This window comes from Oleiagrimonas sp., from assembly GCF_027858935.1.
Taxonomy (GTDB): domain Bacteria; phylum Pseudomonadota; class Gammaproteobacteria; order Xanthomonadales; family Rhodanobacteraceae; genus Oleiagrimonas.
In genome coordinates this window covers 1-14,759 of record NZ_JAQIBU010000181.1, presented here as the reverse complement: position 1 = coordinate 14,759, position 14,759 = coordinate 1, and the positions used below count along the sequence as shown (strand labels likewise).

Below are 14,759 nucleotides of genomic sequence, written 5' to 3'. Positions count from 1 at the left end.
TGTTCCTGGCGCAGTGACGTCGAAGGGTGATAGCGAGGCAAATCTCCAGGGGATAGGCCACCAAAAAGAGCGCCCCGTCACCGGGGCGCTCTGAAGTTGAAGCGAACGTTGCAACTTGCGGTCAGATCGTCTGGCGCCGACGCAGGCCCAGGAACAATCCAATCAGCAGGATGCCGAATCCAAACATCCCCAGCTCCGCAGGCTCCGGCACATAGTGCAGATCGAAGCCCGAGCCAAACAGGATATTGGCGTTGTTCGTGCCGTCCGGGTTGGTCTTGCTGGGCGTCACCCAGATATCGGTGATGCCGAGGTTGAGGAGGTATTGCTTGGTAAACGTGAAAGCACAGGTCTGCGAGCCACTGGTGCCGTAATTGGTGCAGCTGGCCAGCACGATGGAGGCACAGTTGCCGTCTACCGAGCACTGGGCACCGAGCAGATATCCCGTTTCGTCACCGTTGGTGCCACCGCCGCTGCCGTAGGTCGTGCCGTTGATCGAGCCAAGATTCAGCGTCAGCGCGTTCCAATTGGTGAGATTGCTGATGTTCATGTCGATCATCTGCCACGGTGTGGCACCGATCTCGTGCTGGGAACACCTGTTGTTGGTCGGGTTCTGATTGCACGTCAGGCCCATGCCGTTTTCGGCGCCACCGCTTTTTTTGTAGAACATGGTGGCGGGGGTCCACCCGTTGTCATATTCCCAGCCGCTCAGCGTGACGGTGCCGTGCGGATCGCCAATGGGCTTGGATGTCCAGGAGGTCGTTCCGCCGGCGTTCGCAAATCCGACGTGGATGATGGTGGCGTGGGCACTGAATGAAACCAGTCCCAGCAATACGCCACAAAGCATCATCAGGTTGGTGAGTACGTAATTTCGCATGCCTATCCCCATGGTCGCTCCAGAATGCAGTGTTCTGGATTCATGCCCTAGCCAGCAAGAGATATGCCAAACGCATAAAAGTATGATCCGGTTGACTATTTACGATGGCGCCAGCAATAAAATTCTTGAGTTTGTAAAAATACCCGACACTTTGAACGTCCGGCGTAGATGCATCTTGTTCGCAGGCACCCCTTGCGCCCGGGGTTTCGCCGGATTCAAGAAACACCGGGTCTTCTTGAACAGCTTACCCAAGGTCATGTCGGGTCAACCTTTCACCACAGCCATCAATGGACTCAGGGACGCTCTTCCACGCATGCCCACATGCGGGGTATCCATGCCAGGAACACTTGTCAGGACATCTGACGGGTTTCATCTCGGCGACTGGAACCTGGTGGGTGTCCGCTGGTTGTTGGGTGCAGCCGGCGTTCCTGCAAACGTTCGATATTTATTTGAAAATGCTCTACAAGCCCATGAATAAAAAAAGAGCGAATTCCGCGCATGTTTTACCGCTGCCGCAGGTAGCGGATCAGGCCTTGTAGAACTCGCGGTACCAGTCGACGAACTTGCGGATGCCCGTCTCCACCGGCGTGGAGGGCGCGTAGCCGGTGTCGCGGGTCAGCTCTTCGACGTCCGCATAGGTGTCGGGGACATCGCCGGGCTGCAGCGGCAGGAGGTTCTTGCGGGCCTTGCGCCCGAGGCACTCCTCCAGCACTTCGATGTAGCGGATCAGTTCAACGGGTGTGTTGTTGCCGATGTTGTAGACCCGGTAGGGCGCCGACGAGCTTTCCGGTGTCGGGTGCAGGGGATCGTAGGATGGGTCGGGTTCGGGGGTGCGGTCGAGCGTGCGGACCACGCCTTCGACGATGTCGTCGATGTAGGTGAAGTCCCGCGTGTGCTTGCCGTGGTTGAACACGTCGATGGGTTCACCCGCCAGGATCTTGCGCGTGAACAGGAACAACGCCATGTCCGGTCGCCCCCACGGACCATAGACCGTGAAAAAGCGCAGCCCCGTGGTCGGCAACCGGTACAGGTGGCTGTAGGTGTGCGCGAGAAGTTCGTTCGCCTTCTTGGTGGCCGCATAGACGCTGACCGGATGATCGACCGGATCGCGCACGGAGAAGGGCAGTTTGCGGTTGGCCCCGTAGACCGAACTCGAGGAGGCGTAGACCAGGTGTTCCACGTCCCCGTGGCGGCAGGCCTCCAGTACGTTCATGAAGCCGACCAGATTGCTGTCGATATACGCGTGGGGATTTTCAATTGAGTACCGCACGCCGGCCTGGGCCGCCAGGTTGACCACGCGCTGCGGCGAGAAATCGTGGAAGGCCTTGTTCAGCGCCGCGCGATCCTCGAGCCCGGCTTTCACGAACGTGAAGTCTTCGCGAGACGTCAGCCGGTCCAGGCGCGCCTGTTTCAAGCGGACGTCGTAATAGGGGTTGAGATCGTCGTACCCCAGCACGCTGTCGCCGCGGTCCAGAAGCGAGTGACTCAAGGCCGAGCCGATGAATCCGGCGGCGCCGGTGATCAATACGCGCATGGATGCATGTCCGTCGTGGCTTGAATCCGCGCAGGGCGCGGTGGCGCGTCCTGCGATCCTGGCTGCATGTTGACACGGTCCTTAGAGTCGGTCATCAACAGCCTCGCGTGGGAGCGTCTGCTTGACGTCGAAGACCACGCATTCGGGTTTTCCAAGTGCCCGGATACGCTCGGCACCCATGTCGATGAACTGGCGATGTGCCACGGTCAGGACGATGGCGTCGTAAGTGCCCGCTTTTGGCTCATCGACCATCTCGATCCCGTATTCGTGGCGGGCCTGCTCGGCGTTGGCCCAGGGATCGTGGACGTCGACGTCGGCGTGATAGCTGCGCAGTTCGTCGATGACGTCGATGACGCGTGTGTTGCGAAGGTCGGGGCAGTTTTCCTTGAAGGCCAGGCCAAGCACCAGCACTTTCGACTGCGCGATCTGCAGCCGCCGCTGCACCATCAGCTTGATCACGCGTTGGGCAACGTGCTTGCCCATGCCGTCGTTGATGCGGCGGCCGGAGAGGATCACCTCGGGGTGGTGGCCGATCTGCTGTGCCTTGTGGGTCAGATAGTACGGATCCACGCCGATGCAGTGTCCGCCCACGAGCCCGGGGCGAAAGGGCAGGAAATTCCATTTGGTGCCCGCGGCCTCGAGCACGTCGGTGGTGTCGATGCCCAGGCGCTTGAAGATCAAAGCAAGCTCGTTGATCAGCGCGATGTTGAGGTCTCGCTGGGTGTTCTCGATGACCTTGGCGGCTTCCGCGACTCGGATGCTCGGGGCCTTGTGGGTTCCGACCCGGATGATCCTGCGATACAGGGCGTCCACGAAATCGGCGACTTCCGGAGTGGACCCCGAGGTGACCTTGAGGATGTTCTCGAGGCGGTGTTCGCGGTCACCCGGATTGATCCGCTCGGGACTGTAGCCGGCAAAAAAGTCGATATTGAACGTGAGCCCCGACATCTGCTCGAGTATGGGAACGCACACTTCCTCGGTGGCACCGGGGTAGACCGTGGATTCATAGATCACCACGCAGCCTGGTCTCAGCGCTCGCCCGACGGTCTTGCTGGCCGATATGAGCGGCGACAGGTCGGGACGCTTGAATTCGTCGATCGGCGTCGGCACGGTGACCACGAACACGTTGCACGTGGACAGGTCCGCAGGCGCACTGCTGAATTTCAGTTGGTGGGCCGCCTGCAACTCCTCGCTGGTGGCCTCGAGGGTGTGGTCGTAATGGCGCTCCAGTTCATTGATGCGTCGGATGTCGATGTCGAAACCGAGCGTGGGCGTCTCGCGACCGAAGCCGACGGCGAGCGGCAAGCCTACGTATCCAAGTCCGATGACGGCCAGACGAACGTCCTCGGGAAGGGGGCTTTTGGCAACATCCATGGTCATGTCTTCCAGTTTCGAGGTGGCAAGTCTAGCAAGTTCAAACGTCGCGGCGATGCTTTCGTGCAAGGTCGCCGAGATCTCCTCTTGCCCGTGATTCCGTGTCCGTCCGCCGGATGACTGGTTCATCGCAGGCCGTGCTTCCGTCGGGCCATCTGGGCGCCCGGTGCCTGTGGCTCAGGATCGTGATCTTCGTGGTCGCGTCAAACGTGAAATGACCCCGGGACCGGTTCGAAGGTCTCGATCTGTCCGCTCTGGCTGTATGCGGTCTGTTGTGCTTCAATATCCCCCTTGTTCTGGCGGTCGCATTGTCAGGGCGGTCTTGGAGCGGTCGTTGGGTTTTCTTCGACATCGGCCATTGACGGGATGCGGGTGGTTCCGTACCATCCTCGGGCTCCGCACCCCGGGCGGTTGTTCGACAGCACTTCGGGGTATGGCGCAGTCTGGTAGCGCACCTGCTTTGGGAGCAGGGAGTCGGGGGTTCGAATCCCTCTACCCCGACCAATCCGGTTCGTCGGCGAGGTCTGTCGGAAGCTGGAGGTCTGGTTGCACCGGGTATCAAGGTCTGTGCATTCAGGCCCGCGATGCGCCCGTAGCTCAACCGGATAGAGCACCGGCCTTCTAAGCCGGTGGTTGCAGGTTCGAGTCCTGCCGGGCGCGCCAGGCAAGTGAAGTTGCAAAGTTGGTATTACAATCGGGATATCGCTCAACGGACTGGTCACGAAGGGCAACATCCAGCAGGCATGCGAATCGCGCCCGCTGTGTTGCTTGATCCGGGTGCGAATGTTTCAAAAGTACAATGGTGGGCGTAGCTCAGCTGGTTAGAGTCCCGGATTGTGATTCCGGATGTCGTGGGTTCGAGTCCCATCGTCCACCCCATTTTCAATGGGCCGTTAGCTCAATTGGTAGAGCAGTTGACTCTTAATCAATTGGTTGTAGGTTCGAGTCCTACACGGCCCACCATCCACTGCAAAAGCGCCGACCGCGTTCCGGTCGGCGCTTTTGTTTTGTGTCCGTGGTGCTGTTCGCGCACCTTTTCCCTTGTGCGAAAGGCTCGCCACGCCTTAAAATCCCCGTTTCGTGTACGGGAATTTTTTGGCTTGACCCCGATGGCGGGACGCGGGACGCGTTGCGGTCCGGGCCGGTCGTCAGGGCGAAAGTGGCGGAATTGGTAGACGCACCAGATTTAGGTTCTGGCGGGGTCATCCCCTTGCGAGTTCGAGTCTCGCCTTTCGCACCATTCCCTTCATACCAACGGGTGGCAGTTTCGCCGCCTAGACTCCCGTGTCACTCGGGTTTCAGGAGAGGTCATGCAAGTTTCGGTTGAACAAGTCGGCAAGCTCGAGCGCAAGATGACGCTGAAGATCCCGGCCGATCGCCTGGAGAGCCAGGTCAGCTCGCGGATTGCCGAAATGGGCCGCACCGTGCGCCTGAAGGGCTTCCGCCCGGGCAAGGTCCCGAGCAACGTGATCAAACAGCGTTACGGCGCCCAGGTCCGCAATGAAGTGCTTTCCGACCTGATCGGGACAAGTCTGAACGAGGCTTTCGAGCAGGAAAAGCTGCGCCCGGTGGCACAGCCGAGCGTGGACACCACGGGCGAAGCGGAAGATGGCGAGATTGCATGTACCGCCACGTTCGAGATCATGCCCGAACTGCCCGATGTGGACGTGGCCGGCATGGAGATCGAGCGCGTCACTGCCGAGGTCACGGACAAGGATATCGACTCGATGATCGAGACCCTGCGTCTGCAGCGGCGTAGTTTCGATCCGGTCGACCGCGCTTCCGAATCCGGCGATTTCGTGATGTTCGACTACAGCGCAGTGGCAGGGGACTATCGTTTTCCCGAGGATGGTACGGAGCGGGCCGGCAGCGTGATCGGCTCGGGGACCCTGTTCGATGCCCTGGACGATGCCCTTTCGGGTCGCTCGGCGGGTGACAAGTACGACGCGGACATCCTGTTTCCCGAAGATTTCGGCAATGAGAGCCTGGCGGGCAAGACGGCCAGCGTTCATATCAGCATTGCCAAGGTCCAGCAGCCGAAATTGCCCGAAATTGACGAGGACTTCGTGCGTGCCTTCGGCATCGGCGATGGCCAGGTCGACACGCTGCGGACCGAGGTTCGCGCCAACCTCAAGCGTGAGCTGGAGGCTGCGCTGGCGGGTCGTCTGAAGGGCCAGGTGGCCGAAAAGCTGGCCGAGATGCATGACGACATCGATGTGCCGCGCGTGATGGTCGAAAGCGAGGCCCGGGGTCTGGTCGCCAACAGCCTGCCCAAGGACCAGGAGCCGACCCCGGAAATGCTGCAGTCGGCCGAGCCCATGGCGCGCAAGCGCGTGATTGCCGCGTTGCTGCTGGGCGAGATCGCCCGACGCGAGGACATGCAGGTCGACCAGAAGCGCCTGGGCGAGACCCTCGGCGCGATTGCTTCCACCTACGAAGAACCCGAAAAGGTGGTTGAACTGTACAATAACGACCCCCAGCTCATGCAGGGTCTGCACAACCGCGTGATGGAAGATCAAGTGGCCGTGTGGATCGCCGAGCATGCCAAGACCACCGAGAAGCAGATGAGCTTCGACGAGGTCATGAAGCCGCAACGCGGTTGATCAGACCCCTCACGCGCATCAACCGGAGAATCCCTTGGACCCGATCCAGAACCTGAACCTCGTGCCGATGGTGGTCGAGCAGACCTCCCGCGGCGAGCGCTCTTATGACATCTATTCGCGCCTGCTCAAGGAGCGCATCATCTTCCTGGTGGGACCGATCGACGACAACGTGGCCAATCTGGTCGTGGCGCAGATGCTGTTCCTGGAGTCGGAGAATCCGGAAAAGGACATCAATCTGTACATCAACAGCCCCGGCGGCGCCGTGAGCGCGGGCCTGGCGATCTACGACACCATGCAATTCGTCAAGCCGGACGTCAGCACCATGTGCACCGGACAGGCTGCCAGCGCGGGTTCGTTGCTGCTCATGGCCGGGGCCAAGGACAAGCGTTTTGCGCTGCCCAATTCGCGTATCATGATCCACCAACCCTCGGGTGGCGCCCAGGGCCAGGCCACAGACATCGAGATCCAGGCCAAGGAAATTCTGTATGTACGCAAGCGCCTGAACGAGATTTACGCCGATCACACCGGACGCCCGGTCGACGAGATAGCTCGCGACATGGAGCGTGACCGTTTCATGAGCCCGGTCGAAGCAAAGGATTACGGTCTGATCGACAAGGTCATCGACAAACGCAAGCTGGACGCGCCCGCCGCGTCCTGAACCTGACCGCCCGCCTGGCTGCGTGTTCCTGCCTTGCAGGGGCGCGCGGCTATGCTATTCTCGGCTCGCGGCCAGAAACATATCGGGAATCAAGAGCATGAGCGACGATCAGCAGGGCCGTTCGAACGATAGTGGCAAGATCCTCTACTGTTCGTTCTGCGGCAAAAGCCAGCATGAGGTCCGCAAGCTGATCGCGGGCCCTTCCGTGTACATCTGCGACGAGTGCGTGGAGCTGTGCAACGACATTATCCGCGAGGAACTGGAGGAAAAGGCTTCCAGCGGGCGCACCCAGCTGCCCAAACCGCGCGAGATCATGGATACGCTCGATCAGTACGTGATTGGCCAGGAGCGGGCCAAGAAGTCGCTTTCGGTGGCGGTCTACAACCATTACAAGCGCCTCGAGTCCCGTCAGAATGAAGAGGACGTCGAGCTGTCAAAGTCCAACATTCTGCTGATCGGCCCGACCGGCTCCGGCAAGACCCTGCTGGCCGAGACGCTGGCACGCCTGCTCAATGTGCCCTTCACCATCGCCGATGCCACCACGCTGACGGAAGCCGGCTATGTGGGTGAAGACGTCGAGAACATCATCCAGAAGCTGCTGCAGAAGTGCGACTACGACGTCGACAAGGCGCAGTCGGGCATTGTCTACATCGACGAGATCGACAAGATCTCGCGCAAGAGCGACAACCCGTCCATTACCCGCGACGTGTCGGGCGAGGGCGTGCAGCAGGCACTGCTCAAGCTGATCGAGGGCACGCTGGCCTCGGTGCCGCCCCAAGGGGGCCGCAAGCATCCTCAGCAGGAGTTCCTGCAGGTTGATACCCGCAACATCCTGTTCATCTGTGGCGGCGCATTCGCGGGCCTCGAGAAAGTCATCCAGCAGCGTTCGGATACCACTGGCATCGGATTCTCGGCCGAAGTGCGCACCAAGGACCGTGACAGCAACATCGGCAAGGTGCTTGCCGGTGTGGAGCCGGAAGACCTGGTCAAGTTCGGACTGATCCCGGAATTCGTCGGCCGTCTGCCCGTGGTCGCGACGCTTGAGGAGCTGGACGAAGACGCCCTGGTTCAGATTCTGGTCGAACCCAGAAACGCAGTCACCAAGCAGTTCCGGCGCCTGTTCGAGATGGAGGATGTCGAGCTGGAGTTCCGGCCCGAGGCGCTCAAGGCGATTGCCCGCCGCGCACTCAAGCGCAAAACCGGTGCCCGTGGCCTGCGGACGATCATTGAACAGGTGTTGCTGGATACCATGTTCGAACTGCCTTCACTGGAGCACGTCAGCAAGGTCGTGGTCGACGATGCGGTGATCGACGGTCAGGCCGAGCCCTACCTGATCTATCGCGGCAACCTGCAGCAGTCTGCTGACGGCACCAGCGGCGCGGCCTGAGCGCGCCGCTTCGCGATCGGCCCTTGATCGCCGACCCGATTGCCACCACTTGATCGTAATGGGACCCGAGCACAAGCTCGGGTCGAGCATTTCGTGTCCGGGAAGAGATTCATGCCGCAACAAGCCAAGCCCCCCGTTTCCACGCCGATCGAAGCCGTACCGGTGCTGCCGCTGCGTGATGTCGTGGTGTATCCGCACATGGTGATCCCGCTGTTCGTAGGTCGCGACAAGTCGATGCGCGCCCTTGAGGCGGCGATGGATGGTGAGCGCCAGATCCTGCTGGTGGCGCAAACCGGCGCGGACATTGACGATCCGGTTCCGGATGACCTGTACCAGATCGGTACGTTGGCCAACGTCCTGCAGTTGCTGCGCTTGCCGGATGGCACCGTGAAGGTGCTGGTGGAGGGCCAGAGCCGCGTGTCCGTGGATGAGTACCAGGACGGCGACGACCTGCTGCGGGCGCATGCGCACGTGATCGAGTCGGTCTACGAGGATGGTGAGCGCGAACTCGATGTGGTCTCGCGTACCCTGGTGTCGCTGTTCGAGCAACTGGTCAAGCAGAGCCGCAAGCTGCCCCCCGAAGTACTGTCGACACTGTCCGGCATCGACGATCCCTCGCGTCTTGCCGATACCATCGCCGCGCATCTTTCCGTACGTATTGCCGACAAGCAGAAGGTACTGGAAACCGTAGATGTCGGCATGCGTCTTGAACAGCTGGTCGGCCTGGTCGATGGCGAGATGGATCTGCAGCAGGTGGAGAAGCGCATCCGCGGGCGGATCAAGTCGCAGATGGAAAAGAGCCAGCGCGAGTACTACCTCAACGAGCAGATGAAAGCCATCCAGAAGGAACTCGGCGAGGGCGAGGACGGCGGCAACGAGATCGAGAACCTGCAGAAGAAGGTCGACGAAGCCGGGATGCCCAAGGACGTGCTGGCCAAGGCGCGCCAGGAGCTGGGCAAGCTCAAGCAGATGTCGCCGATGTCGGCCGAGGCTACCGTGGTGCGCAACTACCTGGACTGGCTTGTCGCCACGCCCTGGAAGAAACGCAGCAAGGTGCGCAAGGACCTGCAACTGGCCAAGGAGGTCCTCGATGCGGACCATTTCGGCCTGGAAAAGGTCAAGGAACGCATCCTCGAGTATCTGGCCGTGCAGCAGCGCGTGAACAACATGAAGGGCCCAATCCTGTGCCTGGTCGGCCCGCCGGGCGTGGGCAAGACCTCGTTGGGCAAGTCCATTGCGCGCGCCACCAACCGCAAGTTCGTGCGCAACAGCCTCGGCGGCGTGCGCGACGAGGCAGAGATCCGCGGTCATCGTCGCACCTACATTGGCTCGATGCCGGGCCGCATCGTGCAGAACCTGACCAAGGTCGGCACGCGTAACCCGTTGTACGTGCTGGACGAGATCGACAAGATGTCGATGGATTTCCGTGGCGATCCGTCCTCGGCCTTGCTGGAGGTGCTTGATCCTGAACAGAACCACGCGTTCAGTGACCATTACCTGGAGGTCGACGTCGATCTTTCCGAGGTGATGTGGATCGCCACCGCCAACACGCTCAACATCCCCGGTCCGCTGCTGGATCGCATGGAGGTCATCCGCATCCCCGGCTACACCGAGGACGAGAAGATCGCCATCGCGCGCCGCTACCTGCTGCCCAAGCAGTTCAAGGCCAATGGACTGCGTGAGGGCGAGCTGACCGTATCCGACACCGCATTCCGCGACATCGTGCTCTACTACACGCGTGAATCGGGCGTGCGCAACCTCGAACGCGAGATCGCGCGCATCTGCCGCAAGGTGGTCAAGACCGTGTCGCTGGAAGCCTCCAGCAAACCTGCGAAGGCGACCAAGGGCAAGGCTGCGTCCAAGTCGGCCGCCGCCAAGGGCAAGGCCAGGGGCAAGGTCGAGCGCACCATCAAGGTCGATGCCCGCAACCTGGACAAGTATCTGGGTGTGCGTCGTTTCGATTTCGGTCGCAAGGAACAGCAGAACGAGGTTGGCCTGGTCACTGGTCTGGCCTGGACCCAGGTGGGCGGTGATCTTCTGAGCATCGAGGCCTCCGTGGTACCCGGCAAGGGCAAGCTGGTGCATACCGGCCAGCTCGGTGACGTCATGAAGGAATCCATCCAGGCCGCCTTGTCGGTGGTTCGAGCGCGATCCGAGCATCTTGGCATCGAGACAGACTTTCACAACAACCTCGATATTCACGTGCACGTGCCCGAAGGCGCCACGCCCAAGGACGGTCCCAGCGCCGGTATCGCCATGTGCACCGCGCTGGTCTCGGTACTGACCCGGATTCCCGTGCGAGCGGAGCTGGCCATGACCGGTGAGATCACGTTGCGCGGCCGCGTGCTGCCCATCGGTGGTCTCAAGGAAAAACTGTTGGCGGCCCATCGCGGCGGCATTACCACGGTCATCATCCCGGAAGAGAATCGCAAGGACCTGGCCGACATCCCGGACAACATCACCAGTTCGCTGGACATTCATCCGGTGCGCTGGATCGACGAGGTCCTCGACCTGGCCCTGGAACATCCGCCAGGACCGAAAAAGACCGGTGCCGGAAGCAAAAGCGCGCCGGTCAAGCAAGGCAAAAAGGGCGGCGATCCGCAGGCCCCGTCAAGGACGCATTGAAGCCAACGCGTCTCTCCAGGCCTCCAATCCGTGATGCAGTCGAATATCCGGCGTTCTGGACGTCGGATATTTCTGCCCGAGCCACAATAGCTTGGCCGCCCTCGCGCGAATCGCTGAAAGCCTTGTCACTGCTTGTATTGCGGACCCTACAGGGCACTGGTATAAAGGCCCTACCGCTTCCGGCCATACAGCGGCAGCATGTGGCTGAATTGTCACCAGCACCCAAGTGCCGGAGCAGGACAAGAGCCTTTTTCGAGTTGGCAGGTCGTTCACCACGGTGCATGTCCTGTCAGCACCTTGACCCAGGAGTAATTCAATGAATAAAAGTGATCTCGTCAATGCGGTTGCTGATGAAGCCGATCTGAGCAAGGCCGATGCTGGCCGTGCCGTCGATGCTTTTACCGAAGTTGTGAAGAAGGCCTTGAAGAAGGGTGACACCATTTCGCTGGTCGGTTTTGGCACCTTCTCGGTGCGCAAGCGTGCAGCGCGTACCGGTCGCAACCCCCGTACCAACGAGGAAATCAAGATCAAGGCATCCAACGTTCCTGCGTTCAAGGCTGGCAAGGGCCTCAAGGACGCCCTAAACTAACGCGTTGCCGGGGAAGGGGTGCTTAGCTCAGCGGTAGAGCGTCGCCCTTACAAGGCGAGGGTCGGGGGTTCGAAACCCTCAGCACCCACCACGGGATGCTGCAACTGGTTTGCAAAATCCTGTCCCGGTTCGCGGAGTGGTAGTTCAGTTGGTTAGAATGCTGGCCTGTCACGCCGGAGGTCGCGGGTTCGAGTCCCGTCCACTCCGCCACTTGTTGATCAAGGGCGCCTGCGAGGCGCCCTTGTCCTTTCCGGCTTGTGCAATGCATGCAAAGCCCCGAGACGCGGTAACGATCCATGCTGCAGAACCTGCGCGAAAAACTCCACGGTTGGCCGGCCATCATCCTGTTCGGGGCACTTGCCCTGCTTCTGGCCAGTTGGGGCCTGATTGGCTATGTCACCCAGAACAACGATACCTTCGTGGCCAAGGTCGGAAAGCACGAAATCTCGCAGCAGGACTTCCAGAATCGAATGAACGATCTGCGACGTCAGGCTACGCAGCAGCAGGGTGACAAGTACGATCCCACGTACTTCGACAAGCCCGAAGTCAAGCTGCAGGTTCTCGAGGCGATGATCAAGCAACAACTCCTGTTGCAGGCGAACAAGGATCTCGGGCTGACGGTTACCACCGAGCAGTTGCGCCAGGAGATCGCCGGCACCGCGATGTTCCAGCAGAATGGCAAGTTCGATCCTGTGACCTACAGCGCCATCCTCAGCAGCAACGGCATGACTCCGGCGACCTACCAGGACCGGGAGCGCAACGTGCTGGCGACGCAGTTGCTGTCCAACGCCATTCAGGCATCGTCGGTGATCACCGACCATGACCTGGACAACTATCTGAGCCTGCAACTGCAGACACGAGACCTGCGCTACGTGACCCTGCCGCGTCCGGCGTTGACCGACAGCAGCGTGTCCGACAGCGCCATCAAGGACTGGTACGCGAAGCACAAGTCCGACTACATGACGACCGAGCAGGTGTCGCTCAACTACATCGAGGTCGATGCTGCGAATCTGAAGATCAACAGCGAGCCCGACGAGGCCGCGCTGCGCCAGCGCTATGAGCGGGAGAAGTCCCGCTTTGTGGAGCCCGAGCAGCGCGAGGTGTCGCATATTCTGGTCAATGTTCCCGATAACGCCACACCGGCGCAGCAGAAGGCGGCCCTTGCCAAGGCGCAGAAGATCGATGCGTTGGCCAAGTCCGGCGCAAACTTCGCCAAGCTGGCAAAGAAGTATTCCGATGACCTGGGCTCCAAGAGTCAGGGTGGCGAGCTTGGCTGGATCGAGAAGGGCGTCACCAACAAGGCTTTCGAAGATGCCGTGTTCTCGATGAAAAAGGGTCAGATCTCCAAGCCCGTGCTTTCACCCGAGGGCTACCACATCATCAAGCTGCAGGACATTCGTCCCGGCAAGGCCAAGCCGTTCAGCGAAGTCCGTGACCAGCTTGCCAACGAACTCGAGCAAGGCTCGCGCGAGCGAAAGTTCAGTGAATTGGCGGGCAAGATCACCGACAAGGTCTATTCGGACCCGAGTTCCCTGACGCCGGTGGCCAACGAGCTTGGTCTGACGGTCGAGCATACGGGCCTGTTCACCCGTGACGGGGCAAAGAAAGGTATTGCATCCAATCCGAAGGTGGTCAAGGCGGCTTTCTCCGACCAGGTGCTCGCCCAGGGAAATACCTCCAATCCGATCGAACTGGGCCCCAACAAGATGGTGGTGGTGCACGTGAACAAGCACCTCACGCCCAAGCTGCTTCCCATGGATCAGGTCAAGGGCAAGATACGCGCGAGCATCCTGAGTCAGCGCGTCGCCGAGGCGGCCAGCAAGCAGGCCGCAGACCTGCTTGCCAAGGTACGCAAGGGTGGTGACCTGGACAAGGTTGTGGGGCCTCTGGGGGTTGCCGTGAAGACCCTGAAGGGTGCCGAGCGGTTCCAGAATGATGTGCCCAACGCGTTGCTGGAAAAGGTCTTTGCAATGCCGCATCCCGGAAAGCAGGGTGCTGACTATGCAACGGTGAAGACCGGCGATGCCAGTTATGTGCTGGTGGCGCTGGATGCCGTGCATCCGGGGGATGTTTCCACGGTTCCGCAGGCCGAACGCAATATCCTGCGCGCACGCATGCAGCGTGCCTATTCCGTGTCCGACACCGATGCCTTCCTGGACGTGATGCGCAAGCAAACCGAGATCAGCATTTCCAAGGGTCGTTTGTAAGTCGCTCAGCAATGTCCGCGACACAAGAAAAAGGGCCGCATCGCGGCCCTTTTTCATGATCCCGTTTGCGTCCGGCTCAGATCCCGGTCATGCCCAGGGTGCTGTAGCCTGCATCCACATACGTGATCTCGCCGGTGATCCCGGCTGCCAGGTCCGAACACAGGAAGGCTCCGGCATTGCCGACATCGTCGATGGTGACGTTGCGACGCAGCGGCGTGGTTTCCTCGACGTGTTCCAGCATCTTGCGCAGATTGCCCACGCCCGATGCAGCCAGCGTCTTGATCGGACCGGCCGAGATGGCGTTGACGCGAGTGCCTTCCGGACCGAGGTTGTAGGCCAGATAGCGCACGTTGGCCTCGAGGCTTGCCTTGGCCAGGCCCATCACGTTGTAGCTGTTCAGCGCCCGCACCGAGCCCAGGTAGGTCAGGGTCAGAATGGCTCCACCCCGGCCATGCATCATTGGTCGAGCGGCCCTGGCCAGGGCGGCAAGGCTGTAGCTGGAGATGTCATGTGCGGTGTTGAAACCTTCGCGGGTGAGATTGTCGAGGAACTGGCCCTGTAGTGCCTCGCGCGGGGCAAAGCCGACCGAATGCACCAGGATATCCAATCCGTCCCAGTGCTTGCCCAGTTCGTCGAATACATGGTCGATCTGCGCGTCGTCGGCGACATCGCACGGCAGCACGATGTTGGATCCGAACGATTGCGCCGCTTCCTCGACGCGGCTCTTCAGGCGGTCATTCTGGTAGGTGAAGGCGAGTTGTGCCCCTTCGCGATGCATCGCGTTGGCAATGCCCCAGGCGATGGAACGCTGGCTGGCGATACCGACGATCAGGGCACGCTTGCCGTGCAGGAATCCCATGGCTCCTCCGATAATTGTATTGGGCCCGCGTCGGACGCAGGCGGAGTCC

10 protein-coding genes and 7 tRNA genes are annotated in these 14,759 nt (G+C 60.7%); 13 read left to right on the top strand and 4 right to left on the bottom strand.

The features are described 5' to 3' along the window. Positions 1 to 121 precede the first annotated feature (121 nt). The 3 genes from PF446_RS06730 to tviB form a co-directional block, all read right to left on the bottom strand. Positions 122 to 874, bottom strand: a complete 753-nt coding sequence (locus PF446_RS06730) for a PEP-CTERM sorting domain-containing protein (protein WP_298070483.1) — start codon at positions 872 to 874, stop codon at positions 122 to 124. Between the two features lie 526 nt (positions 875 to 1,400). After that, on the bottom strand, positions 1,401 to 2,408 hold the full coding sequence (locus PF446_RS06725) for an NAD-dependent epimerase (RefSeq protein WP_298070481.1): 1,008 nt from the start codon (positions 2,406 to 2,408) through the stop codon (positions 1,401 to 1,403). A gap of 81 nt (positions 2,409 to 2,489) precedes the next feature. Then, positions 2,490 to 3,782 carry a Vi polysaccharide biosynthesis UDP-N-acetylglucosamine C-6 dehydrogenase TviB gene (tviB, locus tag PF446_RS06720; protein ID WP_298070479.1) on the bottom strand — a complete coding sequence of 431 codons (1,293 nt, stop codon included), beginning with the start codon at positions 3,780 to 3,782 and terminating at the stop codon, positions 2,490 to 2,492. 427 nt (positions 3,783 to 4,209) lie between these two features. Here tviB and PF446_RS06715 point away from each other — a divergent pair. From PF446_RS06715 to PF446_RS06655, 13 genes are all read left to right on the top strand, one after another. Beyond that, a tRNA-Pro gene (locus PF446_RS06715) sits at positions 4,210 to 4,286 on the top strand. Positions 4,287 to 4,368: 82 nt separating this feature from the next. After that, a tRNA-Arg gene (locus tag PF446_RS06710) sits at positions 4,369 to 4,445 on the top strand. Between the two features lie 139 nt (positions 4,446 to 4,584). Further along, positions 4,585 to 4,661: transfer RNA gene (locus tag PF446_RS06705), tRNA-His, on the top strand. Between the two features lie 8 nt (positions 4,662 to 4,669). Next, positions 4,670 to 4,745, top strand: a tRNA-Lys gene (locus PF446_RS06700). Between the two features lie 190 nt (positions 4,746 to 4,935). Beyond that, positions 4,936 to 5,022 (top strand) — tRNA-Leu (locus tag PF446_RS06695). Positions 5,023 to 5,092: 70 nt separating this feature from the next. After that, positions 5,093 to 6,385 carry a trigger factor gene (gene tig / locus PF446_RS06690; RefSeq protein ID WP_298070477.1) on the top strand — a complete coding sequence of 431 codons (1,293 nt, stop codon included), beginning with the start codon at positions 5,093 to 5,095 and terminating at the stop codon, positions 6,383 to 6,385. 34 nt (positions 6,386 to 6,419) lie between these two features. Further along, a complete protein-coding gene (gene clpP, locus PF446_RS06685; protein WP_298070475.1) occupies positions 6,420 to 7,043 on the top strand; it encodes an ATP-dependent Clp endopeptidase proteolytic subunit ClpP in 624 nt (207 codons plus the stop codon). 97 nt (positions 7,044 to 7,140) lie between these two features. Then, complete coding sequence (gene clpX, locus PF446_RS06680; RefSeq protein WP_298070473.1) at positions 7,141 to 8,430, top strand: ATP-dependent Clp protease ATP-binding subunit ClpX; 1,290 nt, start codon at positions 7,141 to 7,143, stop codon at positions 8,428 to 8,430. Positions 8,431 to 8,541: 111 nt separating this feature from the next. Further along, the gene (gene lon, locus PF446_RS06675) at positions 8,542 to 11,055 is read left to right on the top strand and encodes an endopeptidase La (RefSeq protein WP_298070471.1); all 2,514 of its coding nucleotides are present in this window, start codon (positions 8,542 to 8,544) and stop codon (positions 11,053 to 11,055) included. Positions 11,056 to 11,371: 316 nt separating this feature from the next. Then, positions 11,372 to 11,644: an HU family DNA-binding protein gene (locus PF446_RS06670; RefSeq protein ID WP_298070469.1), complete on the top strand. Its 273-nt coding sequence runs from the start codon at positions 11,372 to 11,374 to the stop codon at positions 11,642 to 11,644. Positions 11,645 to 11,660: 16 nt separating this feature from the next. Then, a tRNA-Val gene (locus tag PF446_RS06665) sits at positions 11,661 to 11,735 on the top strand. A gap of 42 nt (positions 11,736 to 11,777) precedes the next feature. Then, a tRNA-Asp gene (locus PF446_RS06660) sits at positions 11,778 to 11,854 on the top strand. Positions 11,855 to 11,940: 86 nt separating this feature from the next. Next, on the top strand, positions 11,941 to 13,851 hold the full coding sequence (locus PF446_RS06655) for a SurA N-terminal domain-containing protein (protein ID WP_298070467.1): 1,911 nt from the start codon (positions 11,941 to 11,943) through the stop codon (positions 13,849 to 13,851). Between the two features lie 76 nt (positions 13,852 to 13,927). On the opposite strand, the gene PF446_RS06650 is transcribed toward PF446_RS06655, so the two are convergent. Continuing rightward, positions 13,928 to 14,710 (bottom strand): enoyl-ACP reductase, encoded by a 783-nt coding sequence (locus PF446_RS06650; RefSeq protein WP_298070485.1) that lies wholly within the window; start codon positions 14,708 to 14,710, stop codon positions 13,928 to 13,930. Positions 14,711 to 14,759 lie beyond the last annotated feature (49 nt).